This is a genomic window from Bacillus sp. RC51 (genome assembly GCF_044908115.1).
Lineage (GTDB): Bacteria > Bacillota > Bacilli > Bacillales > Bacillaceae_G > Bacillus_A > Bacillus_A mycoides.
The window spans coordinates 363731-383405 of record NZ_JBIYCW010000002.1 but is presented as its reverse complement, the minus strand read 5'-3'; the positions used below and the strand labels follow the sequence as shown (position 1 = coordinate 383405).

The following is a 19675-nucleotide window of genomic DNA, read 5'->3' as shown; positions in this document are numbered from 1 at the left end:
TCTTATTTCAATTTAAATACCATTGCTTCATACGGTCGTAATGTAATGTTTTCTATCAATACATTTTCTACATCATAATTGTGTATTAATAACTCTGCTTCACTATAAATAATGTCCTCAGGCAATTCAAATACACATTCCTCTGCAGTAAAGTTTGCAATCACCAGAAGCTTTTCTTCTCCATATGTTCTTACATAAGCAAAAATAGAAGGGTTATTTTCTAGTATTAAATCATATGTTCCATACACAACTATTTCATTGTTTTTACGTAACTCAATCAATTTTTTATAGTAATAAAAAATTGATTCTTCGTCTTGGATCGCCTGTTTCACATTAATCTCTTTGTAGTTAGGATTTACCGCAATCCAAGGCTCACCCGTTGTGAATCCAGCATGTTCTCTATCATCCCACTGCATCGGAGTTCTAGCATTATCTCGGCCCTTTATATATATAGACTGCATCACTTTATCTATATCTTCGCCGCGCTCTATAACTTTTTCTTTATACATATTTAGTGTTTCAATATCTCGGTATTCATCAATTGATTCAAACCGAACATTGGTCATTCCGATTTCTTCTCCTTGATAAATATATGGTGTCCCTTTCATCATATGAAGTACTGTCGCTAACATTTTCGCTGATTCAGTATGATAAGCTCCATCATTACCAAAACGAGATACAACGCGAGGCTGGTCATGGTTATTCCAATAAAGGCTATTCCATCCTGTTTGTTCTAATGCTTTTTGCCACTTTGTTAAATTTTGTTTCAAAGTAAGAAGTGAGCATGGTTTTACATCCCATTTCCCGCCTTCTCCGGAATCTAAATCCATATGTTCAAATTGGAATACCATTTGCAGTTCTTTTCTAGCTTCCCCTGTATACAATTTAGCCTCTTCTGTCGTTACACCAGGCATTTCCCCAACCGTCATAATGTCATACTGAGACAATACGTCTTCATTCATTTCATGCAAATACTTATGAATATTCGGACCGTTCATAAAATGTTTATGCCCTGAAACATATCCTTTTTCATCCGTTTCAACAGATGGTAGGCCATCTTCTTTAGAAATAAAATTAATAACATCCATACGGAACCCATCAATTCCTTTTTCTAACCAAAACTTCATCATGTCATAAACATCTTGTCTTACCTTTTCATTATCCCAGTTTAAATCTGGCTGTTTTTTAGAAAACAGATGCAAATAATATTCATCTGTCATTTCATCATATTGCCATGCAGAGCCACTAAATGCTGCTCCCCAGTTATTCGGCTCTTTCCCTTCATTTCCAGGACGCCATATATAATAGTCTCTATATTTATTATCTTTCGATTTACATGATTCAATAAACCAATTATGTTCATCTGAAGTATGATTAACAACTAAGTCCATCATAAGTTTCATATTACGTTTATGCATTTCATGTAATAGTTCATCCCAATCTTCCATTGTTCCGAACTCATTCATAATTTTACAATAATCACTTATATCGTAACCATTATCATCGTTTGGAGATTCATAGACTGGTGATAACCAAATTACATCAATACCTAATTCTTTTAAGTAATCTAGCTTCGCAAGAATACCACGAAGATCACCTATACCATCACCGTTACTATCCATAAAACTACGAGGATAAATTTGATATACTACACTTTCTTTCCACCATTGTTTTTCCATTATGCTACCCCATTTCATCTATACTATTGATTCTTTTTTCTTTTTTTAAGGCGCAAACGTTTTCATTACTGAATGATAACAGATTCTATCCAAATTTAAAATAGCGCTTACAATATTTATTTTCTTTTTCTAATAAAACATGTGGAACTTATTATATATTCATAGGAATAATGAAAACGTTTTATTTTTTTATAGTGTTTTTATTTCTTTTTTGAATCTATTCGTTTATAATAAATTCAAAGAAAACGTTTGCATAAACTTTCTAGGGGGAAATATCATGGCAGAACTTAAATTAGAAAATATTTATAAAATATATGATAATAACGTAACAGCCGTAACAGATTTTAATTTACACATTCAAGATAAAGAATTTATCGTATTCGTTGGTCCTTCTGGCTGCGGAAAATCTACAACACTACGAATGGTAGCTGGGCTTGAAGATATTTCAAAAGGAGAATTTTCAATTGATGGTAAGCTAATGAACGATGTTCCTCCAAAAGATCGAGATATCGCAATGGTCTTCCAAAACTACGCTCTTTATCCACATATGAGTGTGTATGATAATATGGCATTTGGATTAAAACTTCGAAAAATACCAAAAGATGAAATCGACCGTCGAGTGAAACATGCAGCTCAAATTTTAGGGCTTGAACAATATTTAGATAGAAAACCGAAAGCTTTATCAGGTGGACAACGTCAACGTGTTGCATTAGGTAGAGCAATTGTTCGAGACGCAAAAGTCTTCTTAATGGATGAACCATTATCAAACTTAGACGCTAAACTACGTGTTGCAATGCGATCAGAAATTTCTAAATTACACCACCGCCTTGGCACAACGACAATTTATGTAACACATGATCAAACTGAGGCAATGACAATGGCTTCACGCCTTGTTGTTATGAAAGACGGCAAAATCCAACAAATTGGAACTCCAAAAGAAGTATATGAAACACCTGAAAATATTTTCGTTGGTGGTTTTATCGGTTCACCCGCAATGAATTTCTTCCGTGGAAAATTAACTGAAACCGATTTCGTTATAGACAGTTCACTAAAGTTTAAAGTATCTGAAGGAAAAATGAAGTTATTACGCGAACAAGGCTATGTAAATAAAGAAATTGTTTTAGGTATTCGTCCAGAAGATATTCATGATGAACTATTATTTTTAGAAGCTTCACAATCTACTACTTTCACAACGAAAATTGAAGTTGCAGAGTTGTTAGGGGCTGAATCCATTTTATATATGAAACTTGGAGATCAAGATTTTGCAGCACGTGTTGATGCAAGACATGCATTTTCACCTGGAGATCAAATTAAACTAGCATTTGATATGAATAAAGCGCATTTCTTTGATAGTCAAACTGAACAACGTATTCGCTAAGTATACATGCAAATACAACACTTTCTTTTTTAGGTAGAAAAGAGAACCTAGCCATGCATAGAAACGGTCAGATCCTCTTCCTACCCCGTGCCAAATTAAAACAAAAAAATAGTGGGTACGAAATCACTTGTATTCTGTATAGTTGCTACTTATACGATAAGAAATTAGAATGGCTGAAAATACACACAAAAAAACCGTCCACATATTTTGAGGGCGGTTTTCATTATTATACGAGGGCTTCTACTGTATGAAATGATTGTCCTTTCGTGCCAATAATACCGAAAATCGGTAAGTCACTCAGCACCACTTCTTCTTGCTGTTTCATAAAAGATGACGTTAATTGTTTTATCTCTATCCAAACGTCATTAATACAAAGTACATTGGAATCGTTCTCTTGTTGGCGAGAAAAAATAGAATCTATTTTATATAAACCAGCATTTTGAAAAAGCATATCAATGCGACTAAATGCATTCAAAGTAATACTGATAACGCGTTGCCAATCTCCTTGCTTTCCCATATCATAGGATACAAAAAGTGCTTCTCCGCCTAGATTCGTAATTTCCTCCACTGTTGCTTGTCCACTTTCTTGATCAATGTCCGTCACAATTACTTTTGCGCCTTGTTTAGCCAACAAAAGAGCTGTATTACGTCCAATACCGATGCCACCGCCAGTTACGATAGCAACTTTCCCTGCAAGCTTCATTTTCATTACCCCTTCTATAAGTCTTACCGTCATTCAGTATACTCTTTTATTATATTAGTCCGCAAGCAGGAAAAGTTTACTCCACAACTTGTAAGCGATTACTTTTCTGTTTCTTTTTTTTTCTTACTATTATATTGATCGAAGGTTAAACCAATAAAAATAAGAATCCCCCAAAATATTAAGCTACCTCCAGTCATTCTAAATCCCCCTTTGTTATATAACGATATTATTTATATCCATTATACCATTCTCTTAATTTTCAATCTATTTAAAACGAAAATAGGATGTTTGAATTAGCTACAGCTTCTTTAAACATCCATCAATAATATGGAGGGTATTATATAGGAAATATCCGCCCTATATCAATTCCATTTATCTAATTTTCCAAAAAAAAGATAATGATGAAATTTTTCACGAAATTAAAAATAAGACTTTTTATATACAAACGATAAAAAGTCTTATTTCATTAGTAGCACGTATAATCTAAATATTAATTATACAAGACTCATCACTTTCGTCTTTGCAATTAAATCATGGAAGCCACAATTATCTTTGCGGAATAACATCATATATACATTGCATATTAATGGAACTCCAAGTAATAATATGCTTGGTAATAATAATACCAAAAATCGTATTATTAATGTTTGTAACGTTAGTTTTTCACTTGTTAACGAGATTATTTTTGTTCTTGTTACCTTTTTACCAAGTGTAGAACCGTTCCAAAGAAAAGGTAACACAATAAAATTTATAGCCATTAATACGAAAACAAGTGTAAGGTCATATCTATAGTCACCTAAACTTATATTAAAACGATTGAAAATAGCACTATAGTTTCCGGTAATAATAGCTACTACTGCACCGTACGTAACCGAGATTAAAAACATGTCAATAAGGGAAGCACCTATGCGATTCATTACAAGCGCTGGACGATGCATCTTTAACTTCATTTTGTGTCGACTCCTTCATATCCTTCTTTACCCGTCTCATCGTACCACTTCTAAAAAACATTGTAAACTGGCGTTTCGCTTACTTTTCTTGTACAATGTGTTACAACAGCACTGTAAAGGAGGTTCCCATATTGAAAAGATGGATAATCCTATTTGCCGCACTCTTATTAACAGGTTGTACAGGCAATACAAACCATTTGACCTATACAATTAACGATGAATATGAACTCATACATACTTCTGGAGATGCATTTGAACTTTTCCCATCGCAGGATGCTGTATATGCTACACAATACATCCCTGCAAAAATTACAGAAATTGCTTGGGACGATAAATACATTATCACAAAGCAAATTGAGGAAAAATCAGATCCAAATAATCCTGACGCAGCAATTACAAATAAAAAAAGTGAACATTATTGGATCATCGATGTAAAGCATAATAAACGATTTGGTCCTTATAATGAAAAACAATTTAACGAGCAAAAAGATGCTTTTAAAATTACAGTGCCTTTTCAAAGTGTAGATTCATATGTGAAAGAGCTAAAAAAACAGTCAGCATAACTTTTTATGCTGACTGTTTTTGCTTAAATTATTATAAAGACACTTTATTTAGAGAGTGAAATATTAAAAGTTTGCGGTTCTTTAACAGCTTCATTTGTGTCTCCTGCTGCTAAATCATCTGTCGTAAACTTAATATCCTTTACTTTTTCTTTTCCATCATCAAGTATTAAACCGATAATTCCTTCTCGTGTCTCACCAGGCCTATAATCTTCCCTTGAAACACTCTTTGTACCAACGAGCGTATCTTCATCATATAAAAAGTTTTGAGTCGCTACATTAAAATGTTGTTTGTCATTTATAGCAACATCATTCATAGAGAAAAATTGCATGTTCTTATCTCCACTATTCTCTACCTTATATGTAATTTCAACATACCGAATCGTATCGCTAATCTCTGTCCCACTTAACGATGCATATAATTCAGCATCTTCTTGACTCACTTTATCTCCCAATCTACGCTTTACTTCTTCAGGAGTTAATGCAGTATACACTTTCAATGTATTTTTTGCCTCTTTGCTCATTTGTGATAATGAGATAACTTTAACGTCTTGTACGTGAATTTTCATTGGGGCTACTTCAAATGTCTGATTCACAGAATGAATCTGTTCTAATTCAAATGTCCCCCACCCTTTTTCTTTCACTTTTTGTCCTACTTTTTTAAGCTCACGCCCACCATACTCTTTTGTTTCTGGAATAGATTCTTTCTTTTTAGGTTCTGCCTTCTTTTCTTCTTGCTGGAAGCAACCACTTAACATAAGAAGAAAACTGCATAAAACAAAAATACTTTTCCATGCTTTCATCATTTAATTTCTCCTAACACTATCATTCATTAATATAAATTAGTCCCTTGATTTGTAAACTATAGAAACAATAAGAAGTCCACAAAACGAACTTGTCAGTCCAGATACTATTATACCTCCTATTTGGAAAATATGAAAATAGGGGTCTAATAACGCGTGAACGATAAATATAATGATCGCCACAACGATAGATGAAGCCCAATATTTCTTTTTTTCCGAAGTTAAACTAGTATCTTGATCAGTTTCCCTCCTATATTTCCATAGTACATATATTAGTAATAGTAGACCAAAACACGTACTCCCATGCTGTAAAAATTTATAAATCGGAATACTATATACTTCTTGCTGTAACAGCGGTATTTTCATAACAAAATAGCCTGTCTTATGAGTAAAAGCATCCCAAACGACATGCGTCACCATACCGAATAAAGCAGAATAGCAAAATACAAAAAAGTCCTTCCAAGTATATAGCCCCCACTTCGCATCTACTACATATTTATAGTAATTAGCAAAAGGCTTAGGTAAATGTGTTATAAACGGTCCTTTTAAAATACGATGATATGCATATGCTAATAAAAAAACGAGTGGTAAATTCAAATAGAAGAAACCAGCCCATGTATGGCCAATAATACCGTATGGCCTAAAATATAAAAAATATTCAAAATCAGGTGCCATACTACCCAATATAAGAGCCGTCACCGAAATATAACTAGAATGTTTCTTAGCAAAAGGGAGAACAGCTGCTGGATGTGCAAATGTAAACGGCATATTTTAACTCCTTTTCATATTTCCAATAGAATACATATTATCATAACGATATGAACAATCTCTATGCAATATTTATTTTCACATTGGAATATGATAGTTTAAATGTTATAATCCACATGAAATATTCAGAAAATAGGAGGAGTTCACGTGTCGTTAACACTTGTATTTTTTCTTGTTCTGTCTACCTTGTTTTTAAGTACATACATCGGCTTCTTTCTATGGAAGCACTTGAAAATTATAAAATATATGCCTGCTCTCTTTGGCTTTATGAGCGTTCTTTTCATTTTCATATGGAAGAGAATGACTTTCAGTTGGGAAGGGCTTGGTTTTGGCGCACTTCAATATACAATATTACTAGCAAGTTGTATTACACTTGTATTCGCTGCTTTTTTAGAATCAAAATCCGTTATGAATTGAGGTTTATATATTGATTGACGTACCCTTTTTAAAAAATGTCACATTAAAAAAAGAAAATATCCCTAGCTTTTCCGCATATCCTTACTGTCTACCCGCTATTCGAACTTTGCAATCACTAGCTTTCCACCCAAATGTAACATTCATTATTGGAGAGAATGGGACAGGTAAATCAACATTACTCGAAGCAATTGCAATTGCTTTAGGTTTTAATGCAGAAGGTGGAACGAAGAATTTCCGTTTTAGCACAAACGATTCCCATTCATCTTTACATGAATATCTTCGAATTTCAAAAAGTTTCAATACACCAAACGACGGTTTCTTTCTTCGCGCTGAATCATTTTATAACGTTGCTTCTTATATTGATGAAATGGATGCTGATTTAGACGCACCCGGAAATCCAATTATTGACTCCTATGGTGGTACCTCACTACACAAACAATCACATGGTGAATCATTTTTCTCATTATTTATGAATCGTTTTTCAGGACAAGGTTTATACATTTTAGATGAGCCTGAGGCCGCTCTATCACCAATGAGGCAACTTTCTATGCTTATTCGAATGCACGAACTAGCGGAACAAGGTTCACAATTTGTTATCGCGACGCACTCTCCTATTTTAATGGCTTATCCTGAATCTACTATATACTCTTTAACTCAAGAAGGGATTCACGAATCGACATTAGAAGAAACAGAGCATTACCAAACGACGAAACTTTTCTTTGAAAATCGCGATCGATTATTTCATCACTTATTTGAGTCATAAAAAAGAGGCAGCAATCGCTGCCTCTTTTTTATAATGCTTCTATAAATAAAGCTACTCCAATACCGCCTCCAACGCATAGAGAGGCAATACCTTTCTCTAATCCACGTCTTTTTAATTCGTGAATTAAACTTACCGTAATACGAGCTCCTGTACAACCAATTGGATGTCCAAGTCCTACACCACTACCGTTTACATTCACTTTCTCACGGTCTAACCCTAACTCTTTCTCTACAGCTAGGTATTGTGCAGCGAAAGCTTCATTAATTTCAAGTAAATCTGCATCTTCTAATGACCAATCTACTTTTTCTAATCCTTTGCGAATTGCTGGTGCTGGTCCAATACCCATAATTTTCGGATCTACTCCCGCTACTGAATATCCAACAATTCGAGCTAACGGTTGTAAGCCTTTTTCTTTTGCTTTTTCTTCGCTCATTAATACTAGAACTGCACTTCCGTCATTAAGACCAGATGAGTTTCCTGCAGTTACTGATCCATCTTTACGGAAAGCTGGTTTTAATCCTGCTAATTTTTCAGCTGTAATATCTGCACGTGGATGTTCATCCTTTGCAAATACAACTTCTTTTCTACGTTCTTTTATTGTAATAGGAACAATTTGGTCGTCAAAGTATCCAGACTCCATCGCTTGCAGCGCTAATGTATGACTACGAAGCGCAACTTCATCTTGTTCCTCTCTTGTAATTTCATATTGTTCAACTAAATTTTCCGCTGTTTCACCCATCATAATATGGTGAATCGGATCTTCTAAAACTTCCCACACCGTATCACGAATTTCTCCGTGCTGTAGACGTTGTCCCCAGCGGTGTTGTTTTAATGCATAAGGGCTCGAGCTCATTGCTTCTACTCCACCTGCAACAACAATATCACTTACACCTAATTGGATTTGCATTGCAGCAGACATAATTGCTTGCATACCTGAAGAACATTGACGTTGAATTGTATAACCAGTAACTGTGTCAGGAAATCCTGCCGCTAATGCAGCTGTTCTTGCTGTATTTGCTTCATCAGTTCTTTGAATACAATGACCTAAAATTACTTCATCAACTTCATGTGGCTCTACTCCGCCTCTTTTTACAGCTTCCTGAAGTACAGGAACAGCTAATTCTACTGGTGTTATATTTTTTAGTGCTCCTCCGAAAGTTCCAATAGGTGAACGAACTGCAGCTGTAATGACAACATTATGCATTTTGTACTTGCCCCTCTCTTATGTACCCTAGTAAGTTTTTAGGTGAAATCCCATAAGTTGTATGTCTAAAATTATCATACTATAAACATACCAAAAAATCAAAATATTTAATATAATAAAAATAGAAGGAATTAACCTTCTATTCTGTCAATGCGTATAAGAATTTTTGTAATATCTTCTCTGTCGTTTCATTCAATTTTGGTAACTTATCTACTGGAAAATATTGAAGTTGTAACCCTTCATGATCGAGCTTTAATTCTCCGCTTACATGATGTGCCTGATACAGATGAATCACATTAAAAATTTCATCTCCATTTGGATAACGGAAATAAACTTCCTTGCCTGAAAGAACGCCAAGAAATTGCATAATTTTCGCGTTTAGTCCCGTCTCCTCGAATAATTCTCTACGAGCAGTTTCTTCTGTCGTTTCTCCCAGTTCCATTGCCCCACCAGGTACGCCCCAATCATATGTATCTGAACGATATTGAAGCAATACTTCTTGATTATCATTTAATATAATAATTGCTGATCCTACTAAAATAAGTGGTCTCGTACCAACTACTTTGCGTAACTCTTCAATATACCCCAATATGTAAACTCCCCTTTCCTCACCCTTCCTTATCATAACAAAATTCTCTTTCTTTTGTTGCTGTAATTTTCAATAAAAAAGGAAGCTTCCACTTCCTTTTTTTACCGTTATCCTGCTATTTGCGGGCGGTAAGACCCCTACCTCAAAATTCAGCGAAAGTAAAGAAGTTAGGTGGGGATCGGGCTGCCCATAAAAGCCCGATTGGTGAGGGCTGATAATCAGTGGGCGATGAACAAAACCCACACTGATTAAAGTTTCACTTTATTTCTTAAAGCTTTCGTATTTTACAACTTCAAAAGCTTCTTCAATTTCCTCATTATGATAATGGACATATGTAAAACGCCCTAATTCTACTAACCTAGCTATTTCTTGCAATGCTTTATGCTGATCATATGTTTCTTCAATTGTAATATGTACATAAAACTTCATTAATGGATGTTCATATAAAGGTTCTCCCACCTCTACATATACATCTTCAACCCCTTGCACAACTCTTACATAGCTCGCAAATTGATAAAGAGCTTCTCTGTCTGAAACGATTTTTAATGTATACATATATTCTCCCCCTTTTCTTTACTATATCAAAAAGCAGACCATACTACGTTATAGAACTATGAAATTTTTTCGACTTGTATTATATATATTCGTGCGATAAACAAGGCGTTTATCCATACATAGAATCTTTTCCCACATATATTATAGGAAGAATTTGTTCATTTGAGGTGTTCCTTATGGATTCATACGTTAATATATGTGTTTGCATTACTCCAGGCGCCGATATTTCTGACGACCGTATTGCAAAAGATTTAGCAGTTGCAGAATCAATTTGGCATCCCATTACATTTCAAATTAAAGAAGTGATTGTACTAAACGAGCTTTTCCGTTTTTCTAATCGGGAAATTAGTTATAAAAACTCCATTCAAAGTCAGGAAAAATTATCATCCTTTTTTCAAACTTGTGTTAACGAAGCTCCTGAATGCGACCTTTATATTTGTTATATTGGTAGTGATTATTTCAAAGAAACCGCAGTAATCGCTTGCGCTTACTCTCTAGCGAAACAACAGCAACTTACTGGTTACATCGTTTTAACAAACTCAGCTGCTCCAATGAAAAATATATACACCCTCGCTCACGAAATTGGTCATATTTTATTTACAAGACGAATTCATGGAAAACTTACTCATGCAGATCCTCATTCTCCAACTGGATCGGAGCACCACCCTTCTCCAACAAATCTTATGTATCCTATCGTACCTCGTCCTGAAAACGTCCATATTCATTCCTTATTAACAAACGAACAAAAGGAACTCTCCTTACAAAGTTCTTTATTACAAAGAAAAAAACAGTAACGATCTTGTTACTGTTTACAACAATTTATTCCAATTAACAAACGATATACCGGCTGCGAGGAATAAAAATAGGCAACTAAACGTAAACGTAATTCCTCTGAAAATCCCAATATAATATTTCTTTGGAAATACTTTTTTGCATATCCAGAGCAGCCCTTTTCCTATTAAACCGAAGAACAAAACATAACCTGATGTGTCATCTAATAAAGTATCGAAATAGTCATCGTGTACCTTTTCCGAAAAGGTAGTATATAACCCAAAAATCGTTAAACCTAAAAATATAATAGACAATATACCTAGAAATATACTTTGCATATTTGTTCCCCCCTTAATAAAAAATTCAGTTCGTGCACTATTAATATAAAGCTAGCTTACAGTTTTTCTCTCCTCATTTTTCAAAGACCATCGCATTAATACATATAAACTACCGTACAGAAGTAAAGGCTCTAACATTCCCCAATATGGATTTTGCTTTCCTAAATCTTTAAATACAAACATAATTAATAGCGGTACGATAACAGCTAATATTCCAATCCATCCAAGTATAAAAGCTTCACCAATTAACAACACTAATAAGACAATTCCAGCTAGTATATAACTTTGCATAGTAGTTAATTGCAATACAGGTGTCCCATACCATTTATTCATAAACATTAATAATACTAGTAATAAAATTGGTAGCAAAGCTGCTACATAAATAATGCTAAATTCTTTTATTTTGCTTTTAAATGATGACATCTTAAAAGCAAAAATAATAGCCACAATAGTTATCATTAAAACAATTGGGTACCCAATCAATTGTACATTCGTTAATGTAAATTCATGATTCGGACTTTCAAATAAAATATTTGTAAGTAACCAATATCCACCTATCCCAATTATCATTCCTAAAATAGTCTTTATACTCCCGCCTTTATCCTTCTCCATCTCATTCGCTAATTCTTCTGCATATTCTTTTGGCGAATCACCAAATATATCACTTACCGTCTTTCCTTTTTTCTCACCTTCTATTAAATGTAGCTCTGCATCCTCTAGAAAAGCATCTACATCCTCTTCTTTAATTCCCTTCGTAATTAAATACACTTTCGTGTCGATTAAAAACTTTTCCCCTTCTTTAGAAACTTGCATTAGAATCCCTCCCTTATTTAACCGTTTCTCTTCTATTCGCCTTCATCATAATTTCAAGGAAGATTAAAACAAACAAACTTCCGTATAAACAAATAATTTGAAATAACATTGGCACGAGATCTTCCGATGTGAACGTTTTAAAAACTAACATAATAGAAAGCGGAATAATTAAATATAAATTTTTAAACCATCCTTCAAAATATATATTTATAGCTACCGTGAGGATAAAGATCCCTCCAGCTAATATATAACTTTGGACTAGAGTCAACGTAAACATCGTTGTAGGATATATCACATCTAATATCGTAACTGCTCCTAATAAAAACATTGGCGCAATCATGACTAAAAACCACATGGAAAACCACGTTTTTGTAAAACTTGTTACAAATGTCATTTTACGAAGCAGAAAATTAGGACCCATTACAGCTACGATCAATGTAAAGCTATAGCCAATGCACTGAATAAGTGAAATCTGTAGAATTCCATTATTCACTATTAAGATAGAAGCAATAAACCAAAACGATACGATATTCATTACCGTAAAACCAATTTGCTTCCAATTTTCCTTTCTATCCCTTTCCATTACTTTTACAAGTTCATTCGCGTATTCTTTCGGTGAACTTCCGAAAATATCTTCTACACTTTTCCCATCACTCTCACCCTCAATTAAATGGAGTTCCGCATCTTCTATAAAATTTTCAATATCGCTTTCTTTCACACTCTTTACCGCTAAAAATAATCTCATTTCTAATAAAAAATTTCGTGCCTCACTTGATAACATTATTTTTTTCTCCCCTTCCCCTCAAGTAGACGCTCTACACTACTTTGCATCGCTTCCCAGCGATCCATAAATTCATCCAGTGCTTCCTCGCCTTTTTCTGTTAATGTATAATATTTCCGCTTTGGACCAGATGGAGATTCCTTCATTACACTTGTTATTAATCCTTCCTTTTGCATTCGTATTAATAACGGATAAATACTTCCCTCACTCGCCATTGTAAAACCATACTTCGCTAATCTTTCACTCATTTCATAACCGTATATTTCACCTTCAGAAATAATAGCAAGTAAGCATCCTTCTAAAATCCCTTTCAGCATTTGACTTGTCGACATAATTAAAATCCTCCTAATATCTTGTTTTACAAGATAGATAAGCGTAAGTATCTTGCTTTACAAAATAGTATAGCAAACGCTACTTTGCAAAACAAGATAGCTAGCAATATTTTTCCAAATGTTTGCAGGAATTTTATTATCACCTCTCTAAATAGAGCAATAAGAGAACTTTTATTATGAAGGAGTGTTTTTCATCATGGTTACAAATCGAGTTGTCTTTTTAACAGGTGCTGCGAGCGGTATTGGTTATGAAATGGGAAGTGCTTTTGCCAAAGAGGGTGCTAAAGTTGTGATTAGTGATCGTCTTGAAGAACGTGCGAAAGAAGCTGCTGAACAATTGCAAAAAGAAGGCTATCAAGCCATTGGTTTAAAATGTGACGTTACATCTGAAGAAGAAATTACAGCAGCAATTTCTCAAACAGTTCGTCATTTCGGTTCATTAGATGTATTAATTAACAACGCAGGAATGCAACATGTTTCACCGATTGAAGATTTTCCAACTGATAAATTCGAGCTTCTTATTAAAATTATGCAAATCGCTCCATTTATCGCCATCAAACATGCTTTTCCGGTTATGAAAAAGCAAAAATATGGTCGTATTATTAATGTTGCTTCGATTAACGGACTTGTTGGATTCGCTGGAAAGGCTGCCTATAATAGCGCGAAACATGGCGTAATTGGATTAACAAAAGTTGCTGCTTTAGAAGGCGCTACTCACGGAATTACTGTTAATGCGCTTTGTCCTGGTTATGTCGATACTCCCCTTGTACGTAATCAATTACAAGATTTAGCCACTACAAGAAATGTACCACTTGAAAATGTTTTAGAAGATGTCATTTATCCTCTTGTACCACAGAAACGTTTGCTACAAGTACAAGAAATTGCTGATTATGCTATATTTTTAGCGAGTGAAAAAGCAAAAGGTATAACTGGTCAAGCCGTCGTTATCGATGGTGGTTATACTGCTCAATAAAAAAATAAAGTTTGCTCTTCGCGAGCAAACTTTATTTTACTTTTTATCGCGAGGATCTTTCTACTTTAGTAATTGTTTAGGGAGTTTCTCAATTGCAACAATCACTCCGTCTAATTTACTTTCAATCCGATGAAGTAAATATAATGTTACAACAATTGGAAAGCCCACATTACCTATCATCCTAATCCACTCTTCCATCTTTCTCTCCTCCCTTCATTACATAAATAAGAGGAAAGGAAGACTTAAGGCATAAAAAACACGCTATTTTTTATTAGCTTGTTTTTTAACTACTCAGCCATACATTTCATTTTTCAGCATATAGATTGCTACCATGAAGATATAAGTGGTCCTACACCTTGCTACCTTTCTTTGTTTTAAAGCGTTGCGCGTGGTAGGAACAGGCACTTACCGCTCCTATACATAGCCAGTCCCTCTCGACCATTTAAAAATATGCTTTTCCACCGTTTTTTTATATAGCGACTGAGCAGTTAGCTTATTTTTTCAAATAATGATGTAATTTCTTGCTTATAATCTCCACGTAAAATACCTTTCTCAGTAATAATCCCCGTAATTAATTCATGCGGTGTTACATCAAATGCAGGGTTAAATACAGGCGTTCCAAGTGGCGCCACTTGTTTCCCAAAAATTTTCGTAACTTCTGTTTCATCTCTTTCTTCAATGACAATTTCAGCACCTGTTTGTTTCGTAGTATCAAATGTAGATAACGGTGCTGCAACGTAAAATGGGATACCGAAATACTTTGCTAATATAGCTAAATTTAATGTTCCTATTTTATTAGCAGTATCACCGTTTTCAACGATTCGATCTGCCCCTACGATAATCGCATTAATTTCTTTCGTTCGAATTGCATGTGCTGCAGTATTATCCGTAATAAGCGTTACATCAATGTCTGCTTGTTTCAATTCCCATGTCGTTAAACGACCACCTTGTAAAACAGGCCTCGTTTCACACGCATACGCATGTAAACGCACACCCTTCTCTTTCCCAATATAAAATGGGGCTAATGCTGTTCCATATCTAGCCGTTGCAATACTTCCAGCGTTACAAATTGTTAAAATTTTATCACCATCTTTAAAACATGTTAAAGCATGTTCTCCAATACTTCGGCACACCATTTCATCCTCTTGCTGAATATGAAGCGCTTCTTCTTCTAATATTTTTTGAACTTCTTTTATTGTAGTAATCTCTCGAATAGATTCTCTCATACGATCGATTGCCCAAAATAAATTGACTGCTGTCGGGCGTGATGTTCCTAAATAGTTACAATCTCTATTAAACTTCTTTTGAAACTCATAGATATTTATAGCATCGTATTTCTTCGCCGCAAGCGCCAAACCAAACGCAGCTACAATTCCAATTGCAGGCGCTCCTCGTACTTCTAACATAATGATACTTTTCCATACCTCTTCAATATTCGTTAATGTTTTGTATTCAGTGACATGCGGCAACTTTGTTTGATTTAATACTGCAATTGCATCGCCTTTCCAACTTACAGATCTCGGAATAGTAATAATTGTACTCATGCTTTTACGCCTCCAACTGTCTGTTGAAATAATGTTCGAAACAGTTGAATATCAGCACACTTAGCTTCATATTTTATTAGTTCTCTACCTAAGGATAACGCTTGTTTTTTAGCTTGAATTCTATTTTCTTTATTTGCTATCCCATCTAAATCCGCTACATGAGCTAAACCAATTGTTCTACGAATCAGTTCACATCCGGCAAATCCGACGGCATCAGTAAAGATATTTTGCAAAATAATTGGTAACCATTGTTTTTCTTTCGTATATGCTTCTACACCTTCTCCAATCCATAACTTCGTAAAGTTTTCTACAAAATAACTCCATGTCTTTTCTATATGGAAAAATAGTACACTTCTCTTTTCTTCTTCTCTAGATAAAGCATTTAATAATAGATTTGCAATAAATTGACCGATATCAAATCCAAATGGACCGTACGTTGCAAATTCTGGATCAATCACTTTCGTTTCAGAAGGTGATGAAAAAATACTACCAGTATGTAAATCACCATGAATAAGAGCTTCTTTTCTCGTTAAAAACTTATATTTATATTGTGCTACTTTTAGCTTTAAAGTTTTGTCACTCCAAAGTTCATCAATCACTGACTGTAAATCTGACTCATAATCATTCGTATCATAATGTCCAAATGGATCCGTAAAAACTAAATCTTCTGTAATTTTACTAAGGTCTGGATTTACAAATGCACCTTCTAATACCCTTTTCTCTTCTGACTGTAAACCGAAATCTGAAGTATAAAACAAAACATGTGCTAGAAAACGACCGATATGCTGGGATAAAAGTGGATATCCTTCTCCATCTATTAATCCTTTTCTTGTAATTGTTAGTCTTGATAAGTCTTCTATTACTGTAACTGCTAACTCTTCATCATGACTGTACACTACCGGAACATAATCTGGCACATACTTCGCAAAAATTTGTAATGCTTTACTTTCAATCGTCGCTCTTTTTATAGACAGTGGCCAGCTCTCACCAACTACTTTCGCATATGGCAGTGCTTGTTTTATTATAATAGACTTCTCTCCATCATCTAATTTGAACACGTAATTTAAATTTCCATCTCCAATTTCATGACAAACTACATTTGCTTTCTTTTCAAAATAACCGTGTTCTTTCGCATATTGTATAGCTGTTGTTTCAGTTAATGAATAATATCCCATCGTCTTCTCCTCCTTTTCATTCAGAGGTTTTTCTAAAATAGAAAAACCCCTTTCCACAAAGAAAGAGGTTTGAAGTTTATCTTCTCCCCTCTTATCTGCCAGAAAGTTTACTTTCTGCTGGAATTAGCACCGTGCCTTTTTGCGTCATAAACGCCCCATTTCACAATGGTATTACGGTCGGTTGCTGGGCTTCATCGGGCCAAATCCCTCCACCTGCTCTTGATAAGAGTTTTATAATTTTTAGAATTTTTAACTTTATGATAAAGACTATACCAAGAATAAAAATCACTTGTCAACATTTTATTTGTATAATTCTGGACGACGATCTGCAAAAACTGGAATTCCTTTACGTACCTCTTTAATTTTCTCGAATTTAATTTCTCCAAATAAAATTGATTCCTCTTCATTTGCCTCTACCACAACTTCACCCCAAGGATCCACAATTAGAGAATGACCTGCAAACTCATTATTCGGATCCTTTCCTGCTCTATTGCACGCAACAACATAACACTGATTTTCAACTGCTCTCGCCTGTAAAAGCAAACGCCAATGTGCTAAACGTACTAATGGCCATTCTGCTACAACAAATAAAACTTTTGCACCTTTAGCAGTATGAACGCGCATCCACTCTGGAAAACGAATATCATAACAAATTGTACCAGCACACTCTACATCATCTAACTTAAATTCACCTGTCTCATTACCAGCAACTAAATATTTATGTTCATCCATCAGCTGAAATAAATGTACTTTACTATATTCATTGACTAGATTCCCTTCATTGTTTACAACATACATTGTATTTGTAACCCCTTGCTCTGTTTGCTTTGCTATGGAACCACCAACAATATGTACACCGTATCGCTTCGACCATTCTTTCAACTTTTCTTTCGTTTCTAATCCATCCGTATCTGCAATTTCAGAAAGTCTCGTTAAATCATATCCTGTTGTCCATAGTTCTGGTAAGACGATAACATCTGGTCTTTCTTTCATCGCTTCACTTATTTTTTTTTTAGCGTTCTCAATATTTTTTTCTACATCTCCAAAGACAATATCCATTTGAATACATGCGACTTTCATTTTTTCAGCCCCATTCTCATTTTTTTCTTTACAAAATACTGGAAAGATTATATCATTTGTCACTAGAATTGTAACAACTTTCAAAAGAGGTGGAAAGTATGAAATTATTTCAACCTTCTGAGATAGTAACATCATTGCCAACACAATTTTTCGCTTCACTTGTTGCAAAAGTTAACAAAGTCGTTGCAGCTGGTCACGATGTTATTAATCTAGGACAAGGTAATCCAGATCAACCAACACCGCAGCATATCGTAAAAGCTTTACAAGATGCTGCCGAAAAGACCATCCATCATAAATATCCGCCATTTCGCGGACATGAAAGCTTAAAAGAAGCCGTGGCAACATTCTATAAACGTGAATACGGCGTAGAATTAAATCCAAAAACTGAAGTTGCTATTTTGTTTGGCGGAAAAGCTGGATTAGTAGAATTACCACTTTGTTTTACAAACCCTGGCGATACCATTCTCGTTCCAGATCCAGGTTATCCAGATTATTTATCCGGAGTTGCTTTAGCAAAAGCGCACTTTGAAACAATGCCGCTTATTGCAGAAAATAATTTTTTACCGGATTACACGAAAATTGATGACACTATCGCTGAGCGTGCAAAGTTAATGTTTTTAAATTACCCAAATAATCCTACTGGTGCTACTGCATCAAAAGAATTTTTTGATAAGACTATTCATTTCGCTAATAAACATAATATATTAGTCGTTCACGATTTTGCTTACGGTGCTATTGGATTTGATAGTCAAAAACCTGTTAGTTTCTTGCAAGCAGATGGCGCCAAAGATGCAGGAATTGAAATTTATACATTATCAAAAACTTTCAATATGGCTGGATGGCGTATTGCTTTTGCAGTAGGGAATGAAAGTGTCATCGAAACAATTAACTTATTGCAAGATCATATGTATGTTAGTATTTTCGGTGCAGTTCAAGACGCAGCACGCGAAGCACTATTAGGCTCGCAGTCTTGTGTAGTAGAACTTGTTAATAGTTATGAATCTCGCAGAAATGCTCTTATAGAAGCTTGTCATGCAATCGGTTGGAATGTTGATATTCCAAAAGGATCATTCTTTGCTTGGCTCCCTGTACCTGAAGGCTATACATCTGAGCAATTTTCTAATATTTTACTAGAAAAAGCACACGTTGCAGTTGCTCCTGGCGTTGGATTTGGCGAGCACGGTGAAGGCTATGTCCGTGTTGGCCTCTTACATACAGAAGAACGATTACGTGAAGCAATTAATCGAATTGATAAATTAAAAATTTTCAAAAAGTCATTGACAACATGAAAAATATCTGACAAAATTCAGTTATCTTAAAAATTTAAACATTTCTAAATACTTCTTATCAAGAGCAGGTGGAGGGACGAGCCCGACGAAGCCCGGCAACCGATCTACATAATTGTAGACACGGTGCTAATTCTCGCAGCATTACGCTGACAGATAAGGAGCTGGTTGTAAAAAAACCTCTCCTTAGCTGAGAGGTTTTTTTATTTAACT

The 19675-nt window shown here is 34.8% G+C and carries 24 protein-coding genes and 2 riboswitches; of the genes, 7 read left to right on the top strand and 17 right to left on the bottom strand.

Translation table 11 applies throughout. The annotated features are described in order from the left end of the window. Positions 1-2: 2 nt before the first annotated feature. Complete coding sequence (malL, locus tag ABH959_RS06820; RefSeq protein ID WP_142675683.1) at positions 3-1679, bottom strand: oligo-1,6-glucosidase; 1677 nt, start codon at positions 1677-1679, stop codon at positions 3-5. A 277-nt stretch (positions 1680-1956) separates the two neighbouring features. On the opposite strand from malL, the gene ABH959_RS06815 reads away from it, so the two are divergent. After that, positions 1957-3057 (top strand): ABC transporter ATP-binding protein, encoded by a 1101-nt coding sequence (locus ABH959_RS06815; RefSeq protein ID WP_113937162.1) that lies wholly within the window; start codon positions 1957-1959, stop codon positions 3055-3057. Positions 3058-3283: 226 nt separating this feature from the next. Here the strand turns inward: ABH959_RS06815 and ABH959_RS06810 are convergent, their stop codons facing one another. From ABH959_RS06810 to ABH959_RS06800, 3 genes are all read right to left on the bottom strand, one after another. Then, positions 3284-3793: an SDR family NAD(P)-dependent oxidoreductase gene (locus tag ABH959_RS06810; protein WP_000218424.1), complete on the bottom strand. Its 510-nt coding sequence runs from the start codon at positions 3791-3793 to the stop codon at positions 3284-3286. 65 nt (positions 3794-3858) lie between these two features. Continuing rightward, on the bottom strand, positions 3859-3957 hold the full coding sequence (locus ABH959_RS06805) for a hypothetical protein (RefSeq protein ID WP_002142992.1): 99 nt from the start codon (positions 3955-3957) through the stop codon (positions 3859-3861). A gap of 297 nt (positions 3958-4254) precedes the next feature. Next, positions 4255-4710, bottom strand: coding sequence for an RDD family protein (locus tag ABH959_RS06800; RefSeq protein WP_002014800.1), 456 nt, complete (start codon positions 4708-4710; stop codon positions 4255-4257). Positions 4711-4841: 131 nt separating this feature from the next. Between ABH959_RS06800 and ABH959_RS06795 the strand changes: the two genes are divergently transcribed. Next, a complete protein-coding gene (locus ABH959_RS06795) occupies positions 4842-5273 on the top strand; it encodes a DUF3997 domain-containing protein (protein ID WP_002033805.1) in 432 nt (143 codons plus the stop codon). Positions 5274-5317: 44 nt separating this feature from the next. On the opposite strand, the gene ABH959_RS06790 is transcribed toward ABH959_RS06795, so the two are convergent. Further along, positions 5318-6076, bottom strand: a complete 759-nt coding sequence (locus ABH959_RS06790) for a hypothetical protein (RefSeq protein ID WP_002066932.1) — start codon at positions 6074-6076, stop codon at positions 5318-5320. A 36-nt stretch (positions 6077-6112) separates the two neighbouring features. Beyond that, positions 6113-6841 carry a DUF4184 family protein gene (locus ABH959_RS06785; RefSeq protein ID WP_113937161.1) on the bottom strand — a complete coding sequence of 243 codons (729 nt, stop codon included), beginning with the start codon at positions 6839-6841 and terminating at the stop codon, positions 6113-6115. A 147-nt stretch (positions 6842-6988) separates the two neighbouring features. On the opposite strand from ABH959_RS06785, the gene ABH959_RS06780 reads away from it, so the two are divergent. Together ABH959_RS06780 and ABH959_RS06775 are read left to right on the top strand one after the other, a co-directional pair. Then, entirely contained in the window at positions 6989-7258 is a 270-nt protein-coding gene (locus tag ABH959_RS06780) for a hypothetical protein (RefSeq protein WP_113937203.1), read from the top strand. Positions 7259-7268: 10 nt separating this feature from the next. Further along, positions 7269-8021 carry an AAA family ATPase gene (locus ABH959_RS06775; protein WP_002138158.1) on the top strand — a complete coding sequence of 251 codons (753 nt, stop codon included), beginning with the start codon at positions 7269-7271 and terminating at the stop codon, positions 8019-8021. A gap of 28 nt (positions 8022-8049) precedes the next feature. On the opposite strand, the gene ABH959_RS06770 is transcribed toward ABH959_RS06775, so the two are convergent. From ABH959_RS06770 to ABH959_RS06760, 3 genes are all read right to left on the bottom strand, one after another. Next, the gene (locus ABH959_RS06770) at positions 8050-9225 is read right to left on the bottom strand and encodes an acetyl-CoA C-acetyltransferase (RefSeq protein ID WP_002128911.1); all 1176 of its coding nucleotides are present in this window, start codon (positions 9223-9225) and stop codon (positions 8050-8052) included. 139 nt (positions 9226-9364) lie between these two features. Continuing rightward, on the bottom strand, positions 9365-9814 hold the full coding sequence (locus tag ABH959_RS06765; protein ID WP_033708394.1) for an NUDIX hydrolase: 450 nt from the start codon (positions 9812-9814) through the stop codon (positions 9365-9367). 261 nt (positions 9815-10075) lie between these two features. Further along, positions 10076-10369 carry a DUF3928 family protein gene (locus ABH959_RS06760; protein WP_002088390.1) on the bottom strand — a complete coding sequence of 98 codons (294 nt, stop codon included), beginning with the start codon at positions 10367-10369 and terminating at the stop codon, positions 10076-10078. A 176-nt stretch (positions 10370-10545) separates the two neighbouring features. On the opposite strand from ABH959_RS06760, the gene ABH959_RS06755 reads away from it, so the two are divergent. After that, a complete protein-coding gene (locus ABH959_RS06755) occupies positions 10546-11163 on the top strand; it encodes an ImmA/IrrE family metallo-endopeptidase (RefSeq protein WP_113937160.1) in 618 nt (205 codons plus the stop codon). 15 nt (positions 11164-11178) lie between these two features. Here the strand turns inward: ABH959_RS06755 and ABH959_RS06750 are convergent, their stop codons facing one another. The 4 genes from ABH959_RS06750 to ABH959_RS06735 are packed head-to-tail and all read right to left on the bottom strand — an operon-like array spanning position 11179 to position 13404. Next, on the bottom strand, positions 11179-11478 hold the full coding sequence (locus ABH959_RS06750; RefSeq protein WP_113937159.1) for a DNA-binding protein: 300 nt from the start codon (positions 11476-11478) through the stop codon (positions 11179-11181). Positions 11479-11529: 51 nt separating this feature from the next. Beyond that, positions 11530-12291, bottom strand: a complete 762-nt coding sequence (locus ABH959_RS06745) for a DUF1129 domain-containing protein (protein ID WP_113937158.1) — start codon at positions 12289-12291, stop codon at positions 11530-11532. A 13-nt stretch (positions 12292-12304) separates the two neighbouring features. Continuing rightward, complete coding sequence (locus ABH959_RS06740; protein ID WP_113937157.1) at positions 12305-13072, bottom strand: DUF1129 domain-containing protein; 768 nt, start codon at positions 13070-13072, stop codon at positions 12305-12307. Next, positions 13072-13404 (bottom strand): PadR family transcriptional regulator, encoded by a 333-nt coding sequence (locus ABH959_RS06735; protein ID WP_002014879.1) that lies wholly within the window; start codon positions 13402-13404, stop codon positions 13072-13074. The genes ABH959_RS06740 and ABH959_RS06735 overlap by 1 nt, the downstream gene beginning before the upstream one ends. 196 nt (positions 13405-13600) lie before the next feature. On the opposite strand from ABH959_RS06735, the gene ABH959_RS06730 reads away from it, so the two are divergent. Continuing rightward, positions 13601-14377, top strand: coding sequence for a 3-hydroxybutyrate dehydrogenase (locus ABH959_RS06730; protein ID WP_404492402.1), 777 nt, complete (start codon positions 13601-13603; stop codon positions 14375-14377). A gap of 60 nt (positions 14378-14437) precedes the next feature. Here ABH959_RS06730 and ABH959_RS06725 read toward each other — a convergent pair whose 3' ends face one another. From ABH959_RS06725 to ABH959_RS06710, 4 genes are all read right to left on the bottom strand, one after another. Beyond that, positions 14438-14575, bottom strand: a complete 138-nt coding sequence (locus ABH959_RS06725; RefSeq protein WP_000393342.1) for a YvrJ family protein — start codon at positions 14573-14575, stop codon at positions 14438-14440. Between the two features lie 290 nt (positions 14576-14865). After that, positions 14866-15921 carry an S-methyl-5-thioribose-1-phosphate isomerase gene (gene mtnA, locus ABH959_RS06720; RefSeq protein ID WP_404492401.1) on the bottom strand — a complete coding sequence of 352 codons (1056 nt, stop codon included), beginning with the start codon at positions 15919-15921 and terminating at the stop codon, positions 14866-14868. Next, the gene (gene mtnK, locus ABH959_RS06715; protein ID WP_113937154.1) at positions 15918-17096 is read right to left on the bottom strand and encodes an S-methyl-5-thioribose kinase; all 1179 of its coding nucleotides are present in this window, start codon (positions 17094-17096) and stop codon (positions 15918-15920) included. The genes mtnA and mtnK overlap by 4 nt, the downstream gene beginning before the upstream one ends. An 88-nt stretch (positions 17097-17184) precedes the next feature. Beyond that, positions 17185-17325, bottom strand: a riboswitch (SAM riboswitch). A 71-nt stretch (positions 17326-17396) separates the two neighbouring features. After that, positions 17397-18260, bottom strand: coding sequence for a carbon-nitrogen family hydrolase (locus ABH959_RS06710; protein WP_113937202.1), 864 nt, complete (start codon positions 18258-18260; stop codon positions 17397-17399). Between the two features lie 14 nt (positions 18261-18274). Here ABH959_RS06710 and ABH959_RS06705 point away from each other — a divergent pair, with 14 nt between their 5' ends. Then, a complete protein-coding gene (locus tag ABH959_RS06705; RefSeq protein WP_113937153.1) occupies positions 18275-19465 on the top strand; it encodes a pyridoxal phosphate-dependent aminotransferase in 1191 nt (396 codons plus the stop codon). Between the two features lie 52 nt (positions 19466-19517). Beyond that, positions 19518-19625: riboswitch (SAM riboswitch) on the top strand. Positions 19626-19675: the final 50 nt, after the last annotated feature.

Coding starts and splice junctions, on each gene's coding strand:
- ABH959_RS06800 (WP_002014800.1), bottom strand. CDS start 4,710: ATGAAGTTAAAGATGCATCGTCCAGCGCTTGTAATGAATCGCATAGGT.
- mtnK (WP_113937154.1), bottom strand. CDS start 17,096: ATGGGATATTATTCATTAACTGAAACAACAGCTATACAATATGCGAAA.
- ABH959_RS06815 (WP_113937162.1), top strand. CDS start 1,957: ATGGCAGAACTTAAATTAGAAAATATTTATAAAATATATGATAATAAC.
- ABH959_RS06730 (WP_404492402.1), top strand. CDS start 13,601: ATGGTTACAAATCGAGTTGTCTTTTTAACAGGTGCTGCGAGCGGTATT.
- ABH959_RS06790 (WP_002066932.1), bottom strand. CDS start 6,076: ATGATGAAAGCATGGAAAAGTATTTTTGTTTTATGCAGTTTTCTTCTT.
- ABH959_RS06805 (WP_002142992.1), bottom strand. CDS start 3,957: ATGACTGGAGGTAGCTTAATATTTTGGGGGATTCTTATTTTTATTGGT.
- ABH959_RS06735 (WP_002014879.1), bottom strand. CDS start 13,404: ATGTCGACAAGTCAAATGCTGAAAGGGATTTTAGAAGGATGCTTACTT.
- ABH959_RS06750 (WP_113937159.1), bottom strand. CDS start 11,478: ATGCAAAGTATATTTCTAGGTATATTGTCTATTATATTTTTAGGTTTA.
- ABH959_RS06740 (WP_113937157.1), bottom strand. CDS start 13,072: ATGTTATCAAGTGAGGCACGAAATTTTTTATTAGAAATGAGATTATTT.
- ABH959_RS06725 (WP_000393342.1), bottom strand. CDS start 14,575: ATGGAAGAGTGGATTAGGATGATAGGTAATGTGGGCTTTCCAATTGTT.
- ABH959_RS06810 (WP_000218424.1), bottom strand. CDS start 3,793: ATGACGGTAAGACTTATAGAAGGGGTAATGAAAATGAAGCTTGCAGGG.
- ABH959_RS06770 (WP_002128911.1), bottom strand. CDS start 9,225: ATGCATAATGTTGTCATTACAGCTGCAGTTCGTTCACCTATTGGAACT.
- ABH959_RS06760 (WP_002088390.1), bottom strand. CDS start 10,369: ATGTATACATTAAAAATCGTTTCAGACAGAGAAGCTCTTTATCAATTT.
- mtnA (WP_404492401.1), bottom strand. CDS start 15,921: ATGAGTACAATTATTACTATTCCGAGATCTGTAAGTTGGAAAGGCGAT.
- ABH959_RS06785 (WP_113937161.1), bottom strand. CDS start 6,841: ATGCCGTTTACATTTGCACATCCAGCAGCTGTTCTCCCTTTTGCTAAG.
- ABH959_RS06745 (WP_113937158.1), bottom strand. CDS start 12,291: ATGCAAGTTTCTAAAGAAGGGGAAAAGTTTTTAATCGACACGAAAGTG.
- ABH959_RS06755 (WP_113937160.1), top strand. CDS start 10,546: ATGGATTCATACGTTAATATATGTGTTTGCATTACTCCAGGCGCCGAT.
- ABH959_RS06705 (WP_113937153.1), top strand. CDS start 18,275: ATGAAATTATTTCAACCTTCTGAGATAGTAACATCATTGCCAACACAA.
- malL (WP_142675683.1), bottom strand. CDS start 1,679: ATGGAAAAACAATGGTGGAAAGAAAGTGTAGTATATCAAATTTATCCT.